The organism is Bacillus sp. FSL K6-2431, from assembly GCF_038005165.1.
GTDB lineage: Bacteria > Bacillota > Bacilli > Bacillales > Bacillaceae > Bacillus > Bacillus pumilus.
This window is the reverse complement of sequence record NZ_JBBOSQ010000001.1, coordinates 523,531-543,276: the sequence shown is the minus strand read 5'-3', so window position 1 is coordinate 543,276 and position 19,746 is coordinate 523,531. Positions and strand designations below refer to the sequence as shown.

Genomic DNA, 19,746 nt, shown 5'->3' with positions numbered 1-19,746 from the left:
CTGTAGAGGACAAATGCCTTCGGATAGGGGGACAAAAAGGAAGATGCAGATCATTCAACATGTCACCGTCATGCAAGTATTAACTGAAAGCAGTAAGGACAAACTGTTAACGACTTTTTTGGAGAAAAAAGAAAGACTAGAACGTGAATGCAACCAACTATATTTTCAACTGAAAAAACATGAAAAAGAACCACATCAGCAAGAAGCCATCCCTCAATTTCAAAAAGCCATCGATAAACGGCAGGAAAAGATCCAGCAAATTGACTTTCAAGTAGAGCAGCTGCATATTTTGCCGCTTGGAAGTGAAATGAAAGAGACAGAAGTGGATGCGCTGGTTGAAGTGAAAATAGGTGATAAATGGGATGACAAGATGCAAGACAATGTCATCGTCGTGAAAGACGGCACCATTGTGGAAATACGTCAGGGGTGATTGAGAACATGGAACAAGAATGGTTGAATGTTGGAAAGATTGTCAATACACACGGAGTGCGCGGAGAAGTACGCGTCGTATCAAAGACAGATTTCCCAGAAGAGCGTTACAAAAAAGGAAGCGTCCTCTATATTTTTAAGCAAGGTCAAGGGGAGCCGCTGAAAGTCACTGTCGCATCACATAGGCAGCATAAACAGTTTGATTTGCTTACATTTGAAGAAATTAGCTCATTAAATGAAGCAGAGCTATTGAAAGAATCAATCTTAAAAGTAGAAAAAGAACATCTCGGCTCTTTAGATGAAGGAGAATTTTATTTCCACCAAATCATTGGCTGTGAAGTATACGATGAAGAGGATCAGCTTGTCGGCCAAATCAAGGAGATTTTAACACCAGGGGCAAATGATGTCTGGGTGGTCGGAAGAAAAGGCAAAAAAGATGCCTTGATTCCTTATATCCCATCTGTCGTCAAAAAGATCGATATCTCATCCAAAACCATACACATTGAAGTGATGGAAGGACTCATTGACGAATGAAAATCGACTTCTTAACGCTTTTTCCTGAAATGTTCGAAGGTGTGCTCCACTCATCGATCTTAAAAAAGGCACAGGAGAAAGAAGCTGTCTCATTCAATGTTGTCAATTTTAGAGAGTATTCAGATCATAAGCACAAAACAGTAGATGATTACCCATATGGCGGCGGTGCTGGTATGGTACTGAAAGCACAGCCCGTATTCGATGCGGTAGAAGATTTAACGAAGAAAGCAAGCAAGAAGCCCCGAATTATTCTTGTCTGTCCTCAAGGAGAAAGATATACACAAAAGAAGGCAGAGGAACTTGCAAAAGAAGAACACCTTATGTTCATTTGCGGCCATTATGAAGGCTACGATGAGCGCATCAGGGAGCATCTTGTCACAGATGAAATCTCAATCGGAGATTTCGTTCTCACAGGCGGAGAGCTGCCAGCGATGATGATTGCAGACAGTGTGGTCAGGCTTTTGCCTCATGTGCTTGGAAAAGAAGCGTCTCACATTGAAGATTCATTTAGTACAGGTTTGCTAGAGCATCCTCACTATACAAGGCCAGCCGATTATAAAGGACTAAAAGTGCCGGAAGTGCTCCTCTCTGGAAATCATGCCAAAATTGAAGAGTGGCGGCGCAAAGAATCCTTGAAGCGAACTTATACAAGAAGGCCAGATTTGATCGATTCATGCAAAACGTTAACAGATGAAGAAAAAAGATGGCTTTGGCAGCTTCATAATGACTAGATTGTATTGCACACTGCATAGAGGTATGGTATGATACTACTTGTGACTTGGACGGCTTGCCGATTCAAGTTTGAAAACGATGTTCCGCTGCAATGAAGAAAGAGGACATGAGCATCTGTTGGAAGGAGTTGAAAACGATGCAACATTTGATTGAAGAAATCACAAAAGAACAATTACGCACTGATCTTCCTGCGTTCCGTCCTGGTGACACTTTACGTGTACACGTTAAAGTTGTCGAGGGTACTCGTGAGCGTATCCAGATCTTTGAAGGTGTTGTAATTAAGCGTCGTGGTGGTGGAATCAGCGAAACTTTCACAGTTCGTAAGATTTCTTACGGTGTAGGCGTTGAGCGTACATTCCCTGTACACACACCAAAAATCGCTAACATCGAAGTTGTACGTCACGGTAAGGTACGTCGTGCGAAACTTTACTACCTACGTGAACTTCGCGGTAAAGCGGCTCGTATCAAAGAAATCAGACGATAATGATATCAAAGGAAAGAGCTTGTTACCTGTAACAGGCTCTTTTTTTGTACAATGTATAGAGATAATCGATAGAAGAGAAGGTGCACATATGACGATTCAATGGTTTCCAGGCCATATGGCAAAAGCAAGACGTGAAGTCACAGAAAAATTAAAGCTCATCGACATCGTATTTGAATTAACTGATGCTAGAATTCCGATGTCCTCTAGAAACCCAATGATCGAAGAAATCCTTCAGAATAAACCCAAAATCATGCTATTAAACAAAGCAGATAAAGCGGATCCTCGTGTGACAAAGGAGTGGCAGGCGCACTTTGAGCAGCAAGGCGTTCGGTCACTTGCTATTAACTCTGTCGATGGACAAGGGTTAAATCAGATCATCACAACTTCAAAAGAAATCTTAAAAGAAAAATTCGACCGCATGAAAGCAAAAGGTGTTAAACCACGTGCAATCCGGGCGCTGATTATCGGGATTCCCAACGTCGGGAAATCGACCTTAATCAATCGTTTAGCGAAAAAGAACATTGCCAAAACAGGAGACCGTCCTGGTATTACCACCTCACAGCAATGGGTGAAGGTAGGGAAAGAATTGGAACTGCTCGATACACCTGGAATCCTCTGGCCGAAGTTTGAAGATGAGAAAGTAGGACTTAGGCTAGCGGTAACTGGAGCGATCAAAGATTCTATCATCAACTTACAGGATGTCGCTGTATATGGACTTCGCTTTCTAGAAGAAAACTATCCAGAGAGATTAAAAAAACGCTATGACCTAACGGAGATCCCTGAAGATACGGCTGAGCTGTTTGATGCAATAGGTACAAAGCGCGGCTGTCTCATGAGCGGTGGATTGATTAATTACGACAAAACCACCGAAATCATTATTCGGGATATTCGAACAGAAAAATTTGGTCCCCTCACTTTTGAGAAGCCTGAAAGCTAAAAGACACGCAGCTCATGCGGGTCTTTATTTTTTGCGGAAAACTGCCGATATAAAGAAGGAGGCTGACGAAAAGCCTATGTACACAGTGAAACAAATAAAAGAACTGATAGAAAAGCATTCGCAAGACGAGTCATACATTCATGAGCTTGTAAAAGATGATAAGAGAAAAAGTGTCCAAAAACTGATAGAGAAGTGGCACAAAGAGAGAGAAAAGCAGCAGCAACTTCATGTAGCATGGAATGAGATGCTGCAATTTGAAAACAATGCTAAGGCGCAGGGATACACATGTATTGCTGGAATAGATGAAGCAGGAAGAGGACCGCTGGCAGGCCCCGTTGTAGCAGCAGCTGTCATATTAAAGGAAGATACAGTCCTGCTCGGTTTAAACGACTCAAAGCAATTATCTGAGAAAAAAAGATTGGCATATTATGACCTGATCCAAAAAGAAGCACTTGATATCGGTATCGGCATTGTTGATGCGGCTACGATTGATGAAATCAATATTTACGAGGCATCAAGACTGGCGATGGTGAGAGCGGTGGAGCAGTTAACTCATACACCTGATTATCTACTCATAGATGCCATGACGCTCCCACTTCCTATTCACCAGGAGAATATCATCAAAGGAGATGCAAAAAGTGCATCCATCGCAGCAGGTGCATGTATTGCAAAGGTGACAAGAGATCAGATGATGGAAGAATACGGGCGTAAGTACCCTGAGTATCAATTTGAAAAACATAAAGGGTACGGAACAAAAGAGCATTTGGCTGCCATTCAAACACATGGAGCTGCCCCAATCCATCGATTATCGTTTGCACCAGTGAAATCCGTTATCTCATAAATTTTTGACCTAAGGAGGCTGCCTGTGATGACAAGAGTTGAGGACATACATACAGCACTGAATAGCCGGTTAAGTGCGGCAGAATCTGTGCCATTAAACACCGAAGGAAAGGAAAATGTGCATCGGCTGATTCTCGGTAAAGTACTGAAAATGCTTGGAGATGATACAGCCCTTGTTCAAATAGGCTCAACAAAAATAAAAGCACAGCTAGCGGCTCAGCTCAAAGCAGACGCATTTTATTGGTTTCAATTTGAACAAGAGGGTGGAGACAGCCTCAATAAACTAAGGCCAGTCCAGCAATTTGATCAAGATCCTAAGACATTAAAGGATGCCGCTGCCAAACTATTAGAAGGTCTCTCTCTGAAAAGCGGACTTGAAAACATTCTAACAGCCACAGCTTTTTTAAAAGAAAAATCGGTTATCAACGAAACAGAGTTAAAAACGGCAGTGAAGTGGATCGAACAGCTTCAAGGAGCTGATGTGAAAAAAGGTCTCCAGGCACTTCTATTTGCTTTAAAGAAAGACTTGCCGATCCAGGAAGGAGTGCTTCAATCCATTTTAGCTGTGAAATCATCCTCTGCTCTTCATCAGGATATGACAGCGCTGCTAGAACGCTTAACACAGCTCCCGAAGCACTCAGACGCCACACAGGCGCTTACACAAGCCGTTCGATCAGTCATAGATGCTGAGACGTCTGTCCATGCAGAAAAGCTCTTATCGGTCCTTCTAGCAGCGAGAGAAGGGGCGACGAAGCAAGGAGGAAGTCTACCTGTAACGCCTCAGCCCAATCTGACTCAACCAAAAGAAAATAGCCAAACTCCAATCGCTCAAGAGCGTCAGACGACCCAAGTTCTTCAATCTAACGTGCAGCAGTCAACAAGTCCAAAAGAGCTGCACATCCCGCCTCAGCAAATTGAGCGGATACTTACAAGTTTAATAAAACAAGGCGCAGATGGGCAGCAAGAACCTAGCTTAAAACAGCTCACGTCATTGCTGCAAGGGCTTCAGCAGGCTGGATCTCAGCCTGACGCAAAAGCATCTGTGCTTCAAAAAGAATTTCCATTCCTGTCAAAAATAGAGGCAAAAGCATTGGCTCAGGTGGTGCAGCAGACGGAACCCGCATTAAGCAATAAAACCGATGTGCTCGATTTACTCATGACGATGAAAAAGGCAATAGGTGTACGTGACGAAATCGGTATGCTGAAACTACTCGAAAAAGGCAACCAGGATGTAAAAAATCAGGAGCTTCACCAATTAAAGCTCGTCTTAAATGATGTGAGACAGTCTGATTTACCAGAGCCCGTAAAAAAAGAAGTCGATCAATTGTTTCATAGATTGAACGGGCAGTTATTTGTGCAGCAGGAGAACCAAACCATCAGCCAAATGATGGTCTCTTATCCGCTCTTTTCAAAACATAGTGTTCAAGATTTAACCTTTATTCTAAAAGGACATAAGAAAAAAGATGGCTCTATTGACATTTCTCAGTGTCGCCTTATGTTTTACTTAAACATGGAAAACCTCGAAGAAACATTAATCGACTGTACGATTCAGCAAAAGGTCATGTCAATTACAGTTGAAACCGGTCATGAACTTCAAGGAACCATTAATCCAATGATTCCAGCAGTTCGGGAGAATTTAAATGCCTTAGGATACAGCCTTACGGGAATTACAGCAAAGAAGAGACAAGAGCCAGTAGATCCGTCTCACTTTCTAGATGAACACTTTCATAAAATCAGCGAGAAAGGGCTGGACTTACGAGTATGAAGGATTCAAAACCGCTTAGAAGGGCGGTCGCTCTACATTATGATGAAGAAAAACAAAAGGCGCCAAAAGTCGTCGCGACAGGGAGCGGCTATGTGGCAGACCATATCATTGAAGAAGCAAAAAAGTCGGGAGTTCCTATCCAAGAAGACCGTAATTTAGTCGAACTCATGCGCCACTTAACGCTGGATGAGGAGATCCCTGAAGCGTTATACGATACTGTAGCAGAAATATTTTCGTTTATCTATAGGTTAGATCAAAAAATGAAAAAATAAGGTAAAATAAGTGTTTTGAATGAAAAATTTATATTTTTAATAAAATAAAAGTTTGAATGTTTAGAAGGATTTTACGATTTTACATAGAACCCTAGACATTCTCTTTTTTATTCTTTAAAATGAAAGCGCAGTCTATTTTATAATTTTTGTTTCTACATATGTTGGGAGGATGGGAAATGAATATCCATGAGTACCAAGGAAAAGAAATCCTAAGAAAATATGGGGTTTCAGTTCCAAATGGTAAAGTAGCATTTACACCTGATGAAGCAGTGAAAGCATCAGAAGAGCTAGAAAGCTCTGTATATGTCGTAAAAGCACAGATTCATGCAGGCGGCCGTGGTAAAGCAGGCGGGGTAAAAATTGCAAAAACAAAAGATGAAGTGAAAGGGTTTGCAGAGGAATTGCTCGGCAAAACACTTGTCACACATCAAACTGGGCCTGAGGGGCGCGAAATAAAACGCTTACTTATTGAAGAAGGCTGCGATATTCAAAAGGAGTACTACGTTGGACTTGTTTTGGACAGAGCGACATCAAGAATTGTATTGATGGCTTCTGAAGAAGGCGGTACTGAAATTGAAGAAGTAGCAGAAAAAACGCCAGAAAAAATCGTCAAAGTGGTCATCGACCCAGCGATTGGATTGCAAGGCTATCAGGCGAGAGAAGTAGCGTTTAAAATTAATATTCCAACAAAATTAGTTGGCCAAGCTGTTAAGTTTATGACAAGTCTTTACAATGCGTTCGTTGAAAAAGATTGTTCAATTGCTGAGATTAATCCACTTGTTGTAACAGGCGATGGAAAAGTCATGGCACTTGATGCGAAATTAAACTTTGATAGCAATGCCTTATATAGACAAAAAGATATATTAGAATACCGTGACCTTGATGAAGAGGATCCAAAAGAAATTGAAGCATCTAAATATGATCTAAGCTACATTTCTCTAGATGGAAATATTGGCTGTATGGTCAATGGTGCAGGTCTTGCGATGTCTACAATGGATATCATCAAGCATTACGGCGGGGACCCTGCAAACTTCCTGGATGTTGGCGGCGGTGCAACAGCTGAAAAAGTAACGGAAGCATTTAAAATCATCTTATCTGATCAAAATGTAAAAGGGATTTTCGTGAACATTTTTGGCGGCATCATGAAATGTGATGTCATTGCAGAAGGTGTCGTTGAAGCGACGAAACAAGTCGGCTTAACATTACCACTCGTTGTACGTCTTGAAGGAACAAACGTTGAATTAGGGAAGAAAATTCTGAGCGATTCAGGCTTAAATATCACTTCTGCTGAGTCTATGGCTGATGGGGCAGAAAAGATTGTATCTTTAGTCAAGTAGAGCAGAAAGGCAGGGAACCTAAATGAGTGTATTTATTAATAAAAATACGAGAGTAATTGTTCAGGGGATTACCGGTTCAACCGCATTGTTCCATACAAAACAAATGATTGAGTACGGAACAAATATTGTTGGCGGTGTCACACCTGGAAAAGGTGGAACTGAAGTAGAAGGAGTTCCTGTATTTAATACAGTATCTGAAGCTGTTCAAACAACTGGAGCAAATGCTTCTGTTATCTATGTACCAGCACCATTTGCAGCAGATGCCATTTTAGAGGCTGTTGATGCAGAAGTCGATCTAGTCATTTGTATTACAGAACATATTCCAGTACTTGACATGGTCAAAGTAAAACGGTATATGGAAGGGAAAAAGACAAGACTTGTTGGCCCTAACTGCCCAGGTGTCATTACACCTGAAGAATGTAAGATTGGGATCATGCCAGGCTACATTCATAAAAAAGGTCATGTGGGGGTTGTTTCTCGTTCTGGAACGCTTACATATGAAGCGGTACATCAGCTTTCAGAAGCTGGCGTTGGTCAATCGACAGCTGTAGGAATCGGCGGAGACCCTGTCAATGGGACAAACTTTATTGATGTATTAAAAGCATTCAATGAAGACCCTGATACACATGCTGTCATTATGATCGGTGAAATTGGCGGTACGGCTGAAGAAGAAGCAGCTGAATGGGTAAAAGCAAATATGACAAAGCCAGTTGTTGGCTTTATTGGCGGTAAAACGGCGCCTCCAGGAAAACGCATGGGACATGCTGGTGCCATTATTTCTGGTGGTAAAGGAACAGCTGATGAAAAAGTAAAAACAATGCGTGAATGTGGAATTGAAGTGGCAGAGACACCATCTGTCATGGGAGAAACTTTGATTAAAGTACTAAAAGAGAAGAATCTCTTTGAAGCTTGTAAAACGCATTAATGACACAAGAAGACTTGTTCTTTGACAAGTCTTCTTCTTTCTATCTTAAACAGGAGGAATGGTATGTACAACGTGTCCGAAAGAATGATTTTTCACCGCTTAAAAGGCCTCATCTCACCCTCTTTGTTAACAAAATGGTGGAAAGTCGATCCTGAGCTATATATAAATGAAGAAACACATCATTTCAAACAGGATCGATCATTACAAACAATCGACTTTACCCGCTTAAAACAAGCCGAAGAAAAAGAATTCCCCATTTTTCAACACATCGTTCAAGCCTATTTAAAGCAAAACATTCACATGATTCCCATCACATCACCCTTATATCCCAGCACACTAAAACATATTTATGATCCTCCCCCTGTGTTATTCCTAAAAGGAAACATATCGTATTTAAATGAAGAAAAAAGTTTAGGTGTAGTAGGCACACGAGTTCCATCGTCTTATGGAGAAGCATGTGTGAAGAAAATTGTTGGTGAGCTTGTAAAGGAAGAGTGGACGATTGTCAGTGGCTTAGCAAAAGGCATTGATGGACTTGCACATAAAGAGTGCATTAGGAATAAAGGGAAAACGATCGGTATTATAGCAGGCGGATTTCAGCACTTATACCCAAAGGAACATGTGCAAATGGCTGAATACATGGGCGAGCATCATTTGCTTTTATCTGAGCATCCGCCTTACGTCAAACCAGAAAAGTGGCATTTCCCTTTGAGGAATCGTTTAATTAGTGCGCTCACAAGTGGAACCATCGTGATTCAGTGCAAAGAAAAGAGCGGTTCACTCATTACCGCCTATCAAGCACTTGAGCAAGGCAAAGAGGTATTTGCGGTTGCAGGATCAATCTTTGATCCTAATTCCACAGGTCCAGCCAGACTTATACAGCAGGGAGCAAAGCTTGTTCATTCAACGAAGGATATTTTAGAGGAATTCTCCTTCCGCAGCGTTCAATATACTGAACTCTCATAAAAATATCGTTTGACAAAAGACATAGGAATATTTAATAATAGTGAGGATTTAAGTTTACACTTTGTTTTTCGTGTTTATAATGATGTTCATCATAAAGAATTTTTCATGATTGCCTGTTAGATAGGTGCAATTAACATAAATATGAATTGTGAAATGTATAAAGAGAGAACACCTCTTAAGGGGGATTTTGAGTATGGCTGATTATTTAGTCATCGTTGAGTCGCCAGCCAAGGCGAAAACGATTGAGCGTTATTTAGGTAAAAAGTATAAAGTAAAGGCTTCAATGGGGCACATAAGAGATTTACCGAAAAGTCAGCTTGGTGTTGACACTGAGCATGACTTCGAACCGAGGTATATTACAATTCGCGGGAAAGGCCCCGTATTAAAAGAATTAAAAACAGCTGCGAAAAAAGTAAAGAAAGTCTATCTCGCAGCTGACCCCGATAGAGAGGGAGAAGCGATTGCTTGGCATTTAGCGCATAGCCTTGACCTTGACCTCTCTTCTGACTGCCGCGTTGTCTTTAACGAGATTACAAAAGATGCTATTAAAGATTCCTTTAAGCATCCACGTATGATCAATATGGATTTAGTTGATGCACAGCAGGCAAGACGGATCTTAGATCGTCTCGTTGGGTATAAAATTAGTCCGATTTTATGGAAGAAAGTGAAAAAGGGCTTAAGTGCTGGTCGTGTTCAATCAGTTGCACTCCGCCTGATTATTGATCGCGAGAATGAAATTAATGAATTTAAACCAGAAGAATACTGGACAATTGACGGTACATTCCTAAAAGGAAAAGAAAGCTTCGAAGCGAGCTTCTTTGGCGTCAATGGCAAAAAGCATCCACTGAAAACAAAAGAAGATGTAAAAGAAATCCTTTCGAAACTAAAAGGGAGCAAATTCTCTGTAGAGAAAGTGACGAAAAAAGAGCGTAAACGCAACCCAGCTGTTCCGTTTACAACATCTACTTTACAGCAGGAAGCTGCGAGAAAATTAAACTTCCGTGCGAAAAAGACGATGATGATTGCACAGCAATTATATGAAGGAATTGATCTTGGTAAAGAAGGTACAGTCGGACTCATTACATACATGAGAACGGACTCAACACGTATTTCCAATACGGCGATTGAAGAAGTATCTGCTTTCATTGATCAGACATACGGTAAGAATTTCTTAAATACAACAAAACGAACCGCTAAAAAGAATGAAAATGCACAAGATGCTCACGAAGCCATCAGACCGACATCTACGCTAAGAAAACCAGCAGATGTCAAACATGTCTTAAGCCGAGATCAGCTTCGTCTGTATAAATTGATTTGGGAACGATTCGTCGCAAGCCAAATGGCGCCAGCTGTTCTTGATACAATGAGTGTGGACCTTGATAATAACGGGCTTACATTCCGTGCTAACGGAAGCAAAGTGAAATTCCCTGGATTCATGAAGGTATATGTAGAAGGGAAAGACGATCAGCTAGAAGAAAAGGACAAAATGCTGCCTGATCTTAAAGAAGGTGATACGGTTCTTTCAAAAGATATCGAACCTGAACAGCACTTCACGCAGCCGCCTCCGCGCTACACTGAGGCAAGACTTGTCAAAACGCTTGAAGAGCTAGGTATAGGCCGTCCGTCTACGTATGCACCAACATTAGATACGATTCAAAAGCGTGGCTATGTCGCACTTGATAATAAACGGTTTATCCCAACAGAGCTTGGGGAAATTGTTCTCAACTTAATCATTGAATTCTTCCCTGAAATCATTAACGTGGAATTCACAGCGAAAATGGAAAAAGAACTTGATAGCGTTGAAGAAGGTACGATCGAATGGGTTCGTATTATCGACAGCTTCTATCAAGACTTTGCAAAACGGGTCGAAAAAGCGGAAGCAGAAATGCAAGAAGTTGAGATTGAGCCTGAATACGCCGGAGTTGACTGTGAAGAGTGTGGACATCCGATGGTGTACAAAATGGGTCGATACGGTAAGTTCATGGCTTGCTCTAACTTTCCTGACTGCCGTAACACAAAACCAATTGTGAAAGATATTGGTGTGAAATGCCCGACATGTCATGAAGGAAACATTGTTGAACGAAAATCTAAGAAGCGCCGCATTTTTTATGGCTGTGATCGTTTTCCAGAGTGTGAATTCGTCTCTTGGGACAAACCGATTGAAAGAAAGTGTCCAAAATGCGAAAATATGCTTGTAGAGAAAAAGCTGAAAAAAGGCATGCAAGTTCAATGTGTGAACTGTGATTATAAAGAGGAACAACAAAAATAGCGGTGAGCAACCTTGTTCACCTGCTTTTTTATGTCATCAAACAGAACTTACGAAATAGGAGAGTTGTACAATGAGTCAATTTGTAAATGTGATCGGAGCAGGTTTAGCTGGAAGTGAAGCGGCATGGCAAATTGCTAAACGCGGAATTAAAGTCAACTTGTATGAAATGAGACCTGTCAAACAAACGCCAGCTCACCACACAGATAAATTTGCAGAGCTTGTATGCAGCAATTCACTGCGTGCCAACGCTTTGACAAATGCGGTCGGTGTATTAAAGGAAGAAATGCGTCATTTAGATTCAGCGATTATCGCAGCTGCAGATGAAAGCTCAGTTCCTGCTGGCGGAGCGCTTGCAGTAGATCGTCATGAATTTGCAGCAAACGTTACTGATCGCGTAAAAAATCACCCGAATGTGACAGTTTTTCAAGAAGAAGTGCAAAGCATTCCAGAAGGTCCAACAATTATTGCGACAGGCCCACTTACATCTGAAGCACTTTCAAAAGAATTAAAATCGTTAACTGGTGAAGAATATCTGTACTTCTACGATGCAGCGGCTCCTATCCTAGAGAAAGATAGCATTGATATGGATAAGGTGTACTTGAAATCACGTTATGACAAAGGAGAAGCTGCTTATTTAAACTGTCCAATGACAGAAGAAGAATTCGATCGTTTTTACGACGCGCTTATTTCTGCTGAAACTGTGCCATTAAAAGAGTTCGAAAAAGAAATCTTCTTTGAAGGCTGTATGCCAATTGAAGTCATGGCGAAAAGAGGAAAGAAAACGATGTTGTTTGGTCCGATGAAGCCAGTAGGACTTGAAGATCCGAAAACAGGAAAAAGACCTTATGCTGTTGTTCAATTAAGACAAGATGATGCAGCAGGCACTTTATATAACATCGTCGGCTTCCAGACACATCTGAAGTGGGGCGACCAAAAGGAAGTATTCCGCTTGATTCCAGGTCTTGAAGAAGCAGAGATTGTTCGTTATGGCGTGATGCACCGCAATACATTCATTAACTCACCAAGTCTTTTAAAACCAACGTATCAGTTTAAAAATAGAGAAGATCTATTCTTTGCCGGACAAATGACAGGCGTTGAAGGCTATGTCGAGTCCGCAGCTTCCGGACTAGTGGCTGGAATTAACGCCGCTCGTTTTGTCAAAGGAGAAGAGCTTGTGACACTTCCGGAGGAAACAGCGATCGGCAGCATGGCTTATTACATCACATCGACAAACAAGAAAAGCTTCCAGCCAATGAATGCGAATTTTGGTTTGTTGAAAGATCTTGGTGTTCGCATTAAAAACAAACAAGAGCGTTATGCGGAGTACGCTAAGCGCGCAATCGAAACTATTCAAACTATTTCGAAATCTCTGTAGTAAATCATTGCACGGAAAGCAAGATATGTGATACCATTTAAAAGCCTTAAAGAGGTGTAAAAATGACGAATAAACAGCGTCTTGTCCACTTATTCATTGAATATCTGCAAATTGAAAAAAACTATTCTGCTTTAACCATCTCAGGATATACAGAAGCGATTGAAGAGTTTGTCAGATTTATGAACGTTCAAGGAATAGACGGTTTTGAAGAGGTATCCTATCAAGATACGAGAATTTATTTAACAGAAGCTTATGAAAAAGGCCTGACAAGAAGAACGATTAGTAAGAAAGTCTCTGCGCTTCGCAGCTTTTATAAATTTCTATTAAGAGAACAGCTTGTGAAAGAAAATCCTTTTTTACTCGTTAGCTTACCAAAGCAGGATAAGCGAATTCCTTCATTTTTGTATGAAGAGGAACTGAAAGAGCTTTTTACAGTTTCTGATGTCAGCACACCGCTTGGGCAAAGAAACCAAGCGATTTTAGAACTTCTTTATGCAACAGGTATGAGGGTCAGTGAGTTATGTTCATTAAAAGAATCTGATCTTGATTTATCGATGGATACAGTGCTTGTTCATGGAAAAGGCAGCAAGCAGCGGTATGTTCCTTTTGGTTCATATGCTCATGAAGCGCTCATCACTTATTTAGAGGATGGAAGGCTAAAGCTGAAAGCGAAGGGGAATGATCGTGCTGATGCATATGTGTTTTTGAATCAGCGCGGGGCGCCTCTTACAGACAGAGGCGTTCGATTCATTCTCACTGAACTAATGAAAAAGGCGTCAGGCACATTACATATCCATCCTCACATGTTAAGGCACACCTTTGCCACACACCTCTTAAATGAGGGGGCAGATTTGAGAAGTGTTCAAGAACTTCTTGGTCATTCGAATTTATCATCAACTCAGGTGTACACGCATGTATCAAAAGATTCTTTAAGGAAAACGTACATGTCTCATCACCCAAGGGCTTTTAAACGATCCTAAAAGGAGGTTTTTTCATGTCATCATTTCATGCAACAACCATCTTTGCCGTTCAACACAAAGGAAAAAGTGCGATGGCTGGAGACGGTCAAGTCACTTTCGGGCAGGCTGTCGTGATGAAACACACAGCAAAAAAAGTGCGCCGTCTTTTCGGAGGCAAGGTGCTTGCAGGTTTTGCAGGTTCAGTAGCAGATGCATTTACACTCTTTGAAAAGTTTGAAACGAAGCTTGAAGAATATGGTGGTAACTTAAAGCGGGCAGCCGTAGAACTAGCAAAAGAATGGCGTAGTGACAAGATGCTTAGACAGCTTGAGGCCATGCTGATCGTTATGAACAAAGACAGCATCCTGCTTGTCTCTGGGACAGGAGAGGTCATCGAACCAGATGACGGTATTTTGGCCATCGGCTCAGGCGGCAATTATGCGCTTAGCGCCGGGAGAGCACTCAAAACACATGCAGGTGATCATCTCACAGCAAGAGATATTGCAAAGGCAGCTCTTGAAACCGCTGGAGAAATCTGTGTCTACACGAACGATCAAATCACTTTAGAAGAGCTTGAATAGAAAGGACATGAGACGTATGGAGAAAAAGCCGTTCACCCCAAGAGAGATAGTTGAAAAGCTTGATCAATACATTATTGGTCAGCTTGATGCGAAAAAAGCAGTGGCGGTGGCTTTAAGAAACCGTTACAGAAGAAGCCTTTTACATGATAAGCTAAAGGATGAAGTCGTTCCGAAAAACATTTTAATGATCGGCCCAACAGGTGTGGGGAAAACAGAGATTGCCCGCAGAATTGCAAAAATTTCTGGTGCGCCTTTTATTAAAGTGGAAGCGACGAAGTTTACTGAAGTTGGTTACGTCGGCCGTGATGTAGAATCGATGGTCAGAGATCTAGTTGAGACAGCGATCCGAATTGTCAAAGAAGAAAAGATGAAAGACGTTCAAGAAGAAGCAGAAAAACAAGCAAATAAACGTCTTGTTCATTTACTTGTTCCTGGCAAGAAAAAAAGCCAGTCTGTGAAAAATCCTTTTGAGATGCTGTTTGGTGGTTCTGATGAAGATGACCGTGATCGAGATCAATCAAGTGAAGAAGTTGAACTTGAATCGACAAGAAAGCGAATCGCTCATCAACTGGCTATGGGCGAACTTGAAGATCATTACGTCACGATCGAAGTCGAAGAGCAGCAGCCATCCATGTTTGATATGCTTCAGGGCTCGGGTATGGAGCAAATGGGCATGAACATGCAGGATGCGCTCGGCAATCTCATGCCTAAAAAGAAAAAACGCAGAAAGCTGACCGTCAGAGAAGCAAGAAAGGCGTTAACAGCTGAGGAAGCTTCAAAACTGATTGACATGGATGAAGTCAGTCAAGAAGCTGTCTATAAAGCAGAGCAGCAAGGAATTATTTTTATCGACGAAATCGATAAAATCGCTAAAAGCGGTGGTGCATCATCTGCAGATGTTTCTCGTGAAGGGGTTCAACGTGATATTTTACCGATTGTAGAAGGTTCAACTGTGATGACGAAATATGGGGCAGTGAAAACAGACCATGTGCTTTTTGTAGCAGCAGGTGCATTTCATATGGCAAAACCATCAGATTTGATTCCAGAGCTTCAAGGGCGCTTCCCAATTCGTGTAGAATTAGATAAATTAAGTATCGAAGACTTTGTGAAAATCTTAACGGAACCAGATAATGCATTATTAAAGCAATATAAAGCTTTACTTGAAACAGAAGGTATATCTCTTGAATTTTCTGACGATGCTATTCATAAGATTGCCGAAGTGGCTTATCATGTCAATCAGGAGACAGATAACATCGGTGCAAGAAGGCTTCATACCATACTTGAAAAGCTGCTTGAAGAGCTTTCATTTGAGGCGCCTGATATTACACTAGGGACAGTGACCATTACCCCTCAGTATGTGGAAGAGAAGCTAGGAAAGATTGCGAATAACAAAGACTTAAGTCAATTTATACTTTAACAAATGAATAAAGTAATCTAGGAGGATCATTAATATGGCGTTACTACAAAAAACAAGGATTATTAACTCAATGCTGCAAGATGCAGCGGGGAAACCAGTTAATTTTAAGGAAATGGCAGAAACGTTGAGAGATGTCATTGATTCAAACATTTTCGTATTAAGCAGAAGAGGGAAGCTTCTAGGCTACTCGATCAACCAGCAGATTGAAAATCCGCGTATGAAGAAAATGCTTGAAGACCGTCAGTTCCCTGAAGAATATACAAAAAGTCTATTTAACATCCCTGAAACATCTTCAAACCTTGACATTAACAGTGAGTATACAGCTTTCCCGATTGAGAACCGTGATTTATTTGAATCAGGTTTGACAACCATTGTTCCAATTATCGGAGGAGGAGATCGTTTAGGGACGTTAATCCTGTCTCGTTTGCAAGATACATTCAAAGATGATGATTTAATTCTTGCTGAATACGGTGCAACAGTTGTTGGAATGGAGATCCTTCGTGAGAAATCAGAGGAAATCGAAGAAGAAGCAAGAAGTAAAGCTGTTGTCCAAATGGCGATTAGTTCTCTTTCATATAGTGAGCTTGAAGCCATTGAGCACATCTTTGAAGAACTTGATGGCAACGAAGGGCTTCTAGTGGCAAGTAAAATTGCTGACCGTGTAGGAATCACTCGTTCAGTGATCGTGAACGCCTTACGTAAGTTAGAAAGTGCAGGCGTCATCGAATCTCGTTCTCTTGGAATGAAGGGAACGTATATCAAAGTGTTAAACAACAAATTTTTAATTGAACTTGAAAATTTAAAATCTCATTAATCAAAAACCCTTTTCAGCAGAAATACAAGCTGAAAAGGGTTTTTTTTTATAAAAAAAGAGGATTTGTCCGAAAAATGACACTCTTTTTTCCAAGAAAACCCTTACAATTCTTAGTTCTTTGAATCTAGGTCTTTATACCTATTCGTAAAATAGATATATATTACGAGTTTTTTTTACATATACATCATAGACTTTAATCCTATTATTTCTTACAATGAACATATGGTTTTACAAATCTCGACATGATTAAATGGAATGAAATACATATGATTGGAGGTATATGGTTTTGGATATATTTTCTGGAACGATAAGCAACCTTGAGAATGCCTTGGGCAGAGCGAATGTTAAGCAAAAAGTCATAAGCAATAATATCGCGAATATAGACACACCGAACTACAAGTCGAAAAACGTCGCATTTCATGATATGCTAAACGATGCATCGATCAAGTTAGATGCTAAAAAAACATACCAAGGTCACATTGATTTTTCTAAAACAGGGTCTAATTATTCAGTTGTTTCGAGCAACCGTACTTCATATCAAGAAAACGGAAATAATGTCGATATTGATCAAGAGATGAGTGAACTCGCTAAAAACCAAATTCAGTATAATGCGTTGGTTGAAAGAATGAGTGGAAAATTCAATTCTCTTAAAACAGTTTTGACAGGAGGTAAGTGATGTCAATTTTTTCAGGCGTTAACGCTTCGGCCTCTGCATTAACAGCACAGAGGCTCAGAATGGACGTTGTATCCTCTAACCTTGCAAATATGGATACAACAAGAGCGAAACAGGTTGATGGCAACTGGGAGCCTTATAGACGTAAGCTCGTCACATTACAGCCGTCAGGTGAATCGTTTTCATCTATATTAAACTCAAGCATGAATTCGAGCGGTAAATTAGGAAACGGCGTGAAAGCAACGAAGATTACAGAAGACGAAACTCCATTCAACCTTCAATATGATCCTACAAATCCCGATGCCAATGAAAATGGATATGTTCAAACACCTAATGTTGATCCATTAAAGGAAATGGTTGACCTCATCAGCAGCTCAAGGTCATATGAAGCAAACGTGACCGCGCTAAATGCGAATAAAAGCATGTTGATGAAAGCTTTAGAAATAGGAAAGTAAGGTGAAAAGAATTGGTTAACGCAATATCTCCTTTCCAGCTTCAAGCTGCTCAGCAAGCAAGTGAATTGACAAATGCATCGTCCGTTCATGCGGCTGCACCTAAAAGTCAAACGAATTTCTCTGATGTGCTGAAGAATTCCATTGAGGCATTAAATCAATCACAGCTTAAATCAGACCAGTATACAAATGCACTTGCACAAGGAAAAGATGTCAATCTCGATGAAGTCATGATTGCCTCGCAAAAAGCGAGTGTGACACTCACAGCTGCAACGGAGTTTCGAAATAAAGCGGTCGAAGCGTACCAAGAGATTATGAGAATGCAGATGTAGGAGGTGCTGACGGACAAAAAAAGACTGAATGGAATGACCGGGGGTTAAGATGAATCGTACTTTAATGCAATTAAGAACAAAAACAGTTGAGTTTTGGCGAAATCGATCAAAATTACAAAAAATACTTATGATTGGCGGCGTTGCTGCCCTAGCAATCATTATTACGGTTGTTAGCATCTTTGCTTCTTCTGAAAAAATGGTTCCATTGTTTAGAGATTTGTCTGAGGCAGAAGCTGGGCAAATCAAACAGGAACTAGATGGCAAAAACGTTAAATCGGAACTTGCGAATAATGGAACAACGATTCTCGTTCCAGAAAAGCAGGCCGACTCTTTAAAAGTAACACTCGCATCTGAGGGTCTCCCTAAGACAGGGAATATTGATTACTCCTTCTTTGCGAATAATTCCGGCTTCGGTTTAACAGATAATGAATTTGATGTTCTGAAAGTAGACGCAACTCAGACAGAACTATCCAATCTAATCAACACGATTGATGGGATCAAAGATTCAAAAGTTATGATTAACCTGCCAAAAGATTCCGTTTTTGTTGGAGAAGAGCAAAGTAATGCATCAGCATCCATTGTGCTGCAAGTTGAACGTGGCTACACGCTCGCGCCGCAGCAAGTAAAAGGCCTTTATCATCTTATTTCAAAAAGTGTACCGAATTTAAAGACAGAAAACATTGTCATTATGGACCAAGATTCCAACTACTACGACTTAAACAGCAGTTCCGATTCCTATGCAAGTGGAATGGATGCACAGCAGCAGAAAAAAGAAGAAATCGAAAAGAACCTTCAAAGAAAAATTCAACAGCTGCTGGGAACAATGATGGGTCAAGAAAAAGTCGCTGTATCGGTCACAACAGACATTGATTTTACTGAAGAGAAAAGAAAAGAAGACCTTGTAGAACCAGTTGATAAAGAAAACATGCAAGGCATCGCTGTCAGCGCTGAAAAGATTGCTGAAACTTATTCAGGAAATGGTGCAGCAGCTGGTGGAACCGCTGGAACAGGCGACGATGATGTCACAAACTATCAAGGCGCCGATGGAGCGAACGGTAGCGGAGATTACGAAAAGAGCGAAGATCGTATCAACTATGAAGTCAACCGCATTCATAAAGATATCAAAGAGAGCCCTTATAAAATTAGAGATGTTGGCATTCAAGCACTGGTCGAACCACCAACTGCAAACGATGTGAACTCTTTAACAGCTGAAAGACAAGATGATATTAAAAAGATTCTTTCAACGATCATTAGCACGTCAATTGATAAAGAATACACAAATGGTCAAGCGCTCACTCAAGCGGACTTAGATAACAAAATTGTTTTATCTGTATCAAAATTAGACGGTAAACAGCAAACTGCAGCAGAAAACCCATCAAACAATATTCCAATTTGGGTTTATATTGTAGGCGGTGTGCTACTACTTGCAATTATCGCTCTCATTATTCTTCTTGTGCGTAAACGCAGAAAAGAAGAGGAAGAAGAGTTTGAGTTTGATGAACATACACCAATTCATGTTCCTGATATCGACACTGAACCAGAAACAGAAGAAATGGTGAGGAAAAATCAGCTTGAAAAAATGGCAAAAGATAAACCAGAAGACTTTGCTAAATTGCTACGCAGCTGGCTGTCCGAGGATTAGGAGGAATATAC

The 19,746-nt window shown here is 40.8% G+C and carries 21 protein-coding genes; all 21 read left to right on the top strand.

Annotated elements, in window-relative coordinates; genetic code table 11:
* The first annotated feature begins 43 nt into the window (after positions 1 to 43).
* Positions 44 to 430, top strand: a complete 387-nt coding sequence (locus MHH40_RS02725; RefSeq protein ID WP_050945054.1) for a YlqD family protein — start codon at positions 44 to 46, stop codon at positions 428 to 430.
* An 8-nt stretch (positions 431 to 438) separates the two neighbouring features.
* The gene (gene rimM, locus MHH40_RS02720) at positions 439 to 963 is read left to right on the top strand and encodes a ribosome maturation factor RimM (RefSeq protein WP_050945053.1); all 525 of its coding nucleotides are present in this window, start codon (positions 439 to 441) and stop codon (positions 961 to 963) included.
* The gene (gene trmD, locus MHH40_RS02715; RefSeq protein WP_003211682.1) at positions 960 to 1,694 is read left to right on the top strand and encodes a tRNA (guanosine(37)-N1)-methyltransferase TrmD; all 735 of its coding nucleotides are present in this window, start codon (positions 960 to 962) and stop codon (positions 1,692 to 1,694) included. The genes rimM and trmD overlap by 4 nt, the downstream gene beginning before the upstream one ends.
* Before the next feature lie 137 nt (positions 1,695 to 1,831).
* On the top strand, positions 1,832 to 2,179 hold the full coding sequence (gene rplS, locus MHH40_RS02710; protein WP_003212364.1) for a 50S ribosomal protein L19: 348 nt from the start codon (positions 1,832 to 1,834) through the stop codon (positions 2,177 to 2,179).
* Positions 2,180 to 2,267: 88 nt separating this feature from the next.
* On the top strand, positions 2,268 to 3,116 hold the full coding sequence (gene ylqF / locus MHH40_RS02705) for a ribosome biogenesis GTPase YlqF (protein ID WP_050945052.1): 849 nt from the start codon (positions 2,268 to 2,270) through the stop codon (positions 3,114 to 3,116).
* Positions 3,117 to 3,192: 76 nt separating this feature from the next.
* Complete coding sequence (locus MHH40_RS02700; RefSeq protein ID WP_003210902.1) at positions 3,193 to 3,957, top strand: ribonuclease HII; 765 nt, start codon at positions 3,193 to 3,195, stop codon at positions 3,955 to 3,957.
* 27 nt (positions 3,958 to 3,984) lie between these two features.
* The gene (locus tag MHH40_RS02695) at positions 3,985 to 5,721 is read left to right on the top strand and encodes a hypothetical protein (protein ID WP_050945051.1); all 1,737 of its coding nucleotides are present in this window, start codon (positions 3,985 to 3,987) and stop codon (positions 5,719 to 5,721) included.
* Positions 5,718 to 5,993, top strand: coding sequence for a FlhB-like flagellar biosynthesis protein (locus MHH40_RS02690; RefSeq protein ID WP_003211418.1), 276 nt, complete (start codon positions 5,718 to 5,720; stop codon positions 5,991 to 5,993). Before MHH40_RS02695 ends, MHH40_RS02690 begins: the two co-directional genes overlap by 4 nt.
* Positions 5,994 to 6,169: 176 nt before the next feature.
* Positions 6,170 to 7,330, top strand: a complete 1,161-nt coding sequence (gene sucC, locus MHH40_RS02685) for an ADP-forming succinate--CoA ligase subunit beta (protein ID WP_003211841.1) — start codon at positions 6,170 to 6,172, stop codon at positions 7,328 to 7,330.
* A gap of 22 nt (positions 7,331 to 7,352) precedes the next feature.
* The gene (gene sucD / locus MHH40_RS02680) at positions 7,353 to 8,255 is read left to right on the top strand and encodes a succinate--CoA ligase subunit alpha (RefSeq protein WP_003212080.1); all 903 of its coding nucleotides are present in this window, start codon (positions 7,353 to 7,355) and stop codon (positions 8,253 to 8,255) included.
* A gap of 63 nt (positions 8,256 to 8,318) precedes the next feature.
* Positions 8,319 to 9,221 (top strand): DNA-processing protein DprA, encoded by a 903-nt coding sequence (dprA, locus tag MHH40_RS02675; RefSeq protein WP_050945050.1) that lies wholly within the window; start codon positions 8,319 to 8,321, stop codon positions 9,219 to 9,221.
* Positions 9,222 to 9,414: 193 nt separating this feature from the next.
* Positions 9,415 to 11,490: a type I DNA topoisomerase gene (topA, locus tag MHH40_RS02670; RefSeq protein WP_003212237.1), complete on the top strand. Its 2,076-nt coding sequence runs from the start codon at positions 9,415 to 9,417 to the stop codon at positions 11,488 to 11,490.
* Between the two features lie 70 nt (positions 11,491 to 11,560).
* Positions 11,561 to 12,865: an FADH(2)-oxidizing methylenetetrahydrofolate--tRNA-(uracil(54)-C(5))-methyltransferase TrmFO gene (trmFO, locus tag MHH40_RS02665; protein ID WP_003212444.1), complete on the top strand. Its 1,305-nt coding sequence runs from the start codon at positions 11,561 to 11,563 to the stop codon at positions 12,863 to 12,865.
* Between the two features lie 62 nt (positions 12,866 to 12,927).
* Positions 12,928 to 13,845, top strand: coding sequence for a tyrosine recombinase XerC (xerC, locus tag MHH40_RS02660; RefSeq protein WP_003211704.1), 918 nt, complete (start codon positions 12,928 to 12,930; stop codon positions 13,843 to 13,845).
* 14 nt (positions 13,846 to 13,859) lie between these two features.
* Positions 13,860 to 14,405 (top strand): ATP-dependent protease subunit HslV, encoded by a 546-nt coding sequence (gene hslV / locus MHH40_RS02655; protein WP_003211247.1) that lies wholly within the window; start codon positions 13,860 to 13,862, stop codon positions 14,403 to 14,405.
* Between the two features lie 16 nt (positions 14,406 to 14,421).
* On the top strand, positions 14,422 to 15,822 hold the full coding sequence (gene hslU, locus MHH40_RS02650) for an HslU--HslV peptidase ATPase subunit (RefSeq protein WP_003211907.1): 1,401 nt from the start codon (positions 14,422 to 14,424) through the stop codon (positions 15,820 to 15,822).
* A gap of 34 nt (positions 15,823 to 15,856) precedes the next feature.
* Entirely contained in the window at positions 15,857 to 16,636 is a 780-nt protein-coding gene (codY, locus tag MHH40_RS02645) for a GTP-sensing pleiotropic transcriptional regulator CodY (RefSeq protein WP_003210838.1), read from the top strand.
* Between the two features lie 286 nt (positions 16,637 to 16,922).
* Entirely contained in the window at positions 16,923 to 17,312 is a 390-nt protein-coding gene (flgB, locus tag MHH40_RS02640; protein WP_012009952.1) for a flagellar basal body rod protein FlgB, read from the top strand.
* Positions 17,312 to 17,764, top strand: a complete 453-nt coding sequence (gene flgC, locus MHH40_RS02635) for a flagellar basal body rod protein FlgC (RefSeq protein ID WP_012009953.1) — start codon at positions 17,312 to 17,314, stop codon at positions 17,762 to 17,764. Before flgB ends, flgC begins: the two co-directional genes overlap by 1 nt.
* An 11-nt stretch (positions 17,765 to 17,775) precedes the next feature.
* Complete coding sequence (fliE, locus tag MHH40_RS02630) at positions 17,776 to 18,093, top strand: flagellar hook-basal body complex protein FliE (protein ID WP_003212183.1); 318 nt, start codon at positions 17,776 to 17,778, stop codon at positions 18,091 to 18,093.
* Between the two features lie 49 nt (positions 18,094 to 18,142).
* Positions 18,143 to 19,735 carry a flagellar basal-body MS-ring/collar protein FliF gene (gene fliF, locus MHH40_RS02625; protein WP_034619909.1) on the top strand — a complete coding sequence of 531 codons (1,593 nt, stop codon included), beginning with the start codon at positions 18,143 to 18,145 and terminating at the stop codon, positions 19,733 to 19,735.
* Positions 19,736 to 19,746: the final 11 nt, after the last annotated feature.

What these genes read in the sequence shown, in the direction of transcription:
- MHH40_RS02725 (WP_050945054.1), top strand. Translation starts at nt 44, where the DNA reads ATGCAGATCATTCAACATGTCACCGTCATGCAAGTATTAACTGAAAGC.
- rimM (WP_050945053.1), top strand. Translation starts at nt 439, where the DNA reads ATGGAACAAGAATGGTTGAATGTTGGAAAGATTGTCAATACACACGGA.
- trmD (WP_003211682.1), top strand. Translation starts at nt 960, where the DNA reads ATGAAAATCGACTTCTTAACGCTTTTTCCTGAAATGTTCGAAGGTGTG.
- rplS (WP_003212364.1), top strand. Translation starts at nt 1,832, where the DNA reads ATGCAACATTTGATTGAAGAAATCACAAAAGAACAATTACGCACTGAT.
- ylqF (WP_050945052.1), top strand. Translation starts at nt 2,268, where the DNA reads ATGACGATTCAATGGTTTCCAGGCCATATGGCAAAAGCAAGACGTGAA.
- MHH40_RS02700 (WP_003210902.1), top strand. Translation starts at nt 3,193, where the DNA reads ATGTACACAGTGAAACAAATAAAAGAACTGATAGAAAAGCATTCGCAA.
- MHH40_RS02695 (WP_050945051.1), top strand. Translation starts at nt 3,985, where the DNA reads ATGACAAGAGTTGAGGACATACATACAGCACTGAATAGCCGGTTAAGT.
- MHH40_RS02690 (WP_003211418.1), top strand. Translation starts at nt 5,718, where the DNA reads ATGAAGGATTCAAAACCGCTTAGAAGGGCGGTCGCTCTACATTATGAT.
- sucC (WP_003211841.1), top strand. Translation starts at nt 6,170, where the DNA reads ATGAATATCCATGAGTACCAAGGAAAAGAAATCCTAAGAAAATATGGG.
- sucD (WP_003212080.1), top strand. Translation starts at nt 7,353, where the DNA reads ATGAGTGTATTTATTAATAAAAATACGAGAGTAATTGTTCAGGGGATT.
- dprA (WP_050945050.1), top strand. Translation starts at nt 8,319, where the DNA reads ATGTACAACGTGTCCGAAAGAATGATTTTTCACCGCTTAAAAGGCCTC.
- topA (WP_003212237.1), top strand. Translation starts at nt 9,415, where the DNA reads ATGGCTGATTATTTAGTCATCGTTGAGTCGCCAGCCAAGGCGAAAACG.
- trmFO (WP_003212444.1), top strand. Translation starts at nt 11,561, where the DNA reads ATGAGTCAATTTGTAAATGTGATCGGAGCAGGTTTAGCTGGAAGTGAA.
- xerC (WP_003211704.1), top strand. Translation starts at nt 12,928, where the DNA reads ATGACGAATAAACAGCGTCTTGTCCACTTATTCATTGAATATCTGCAA.
- hslV (WP_003211247.1), top strand. Translation starts at nt 13,860, where the DNA reads ATGTCATCATTTCATGCAACAACCATCTTTGCCGTTCAACACAAAGGA.
- hslU (WP_003211907.1), top strand. Translation starts at nt 14,422, where the DNA reads ATGGAGAAAAAGCCGTTCACCCCAAGAGAGATAGTTGAAAAGCTTGAT.
- codY (WP_003210838.1), top strand. Translation starts at nt 15,857, where the DNA reads ATGGCGTTACTACAAAAAACAAGGATTATTAACTCAATGCTGCAAGAT.
- flgC (WP_012009953.1), top strand. Translation starts at nt 17,312, where the DNA reads ATGTCAATTTTTTCAGGCGTTAACGCTTCGGCCTCTGCATTAACAGCA.
- fliF (WP_034619909.1), top strand. Translation starts at nt 18,143, where the DNA reads ATGAATCGTACTTTAATGCAATTAAGAACAAAAACAGTTGAGTTTTGG.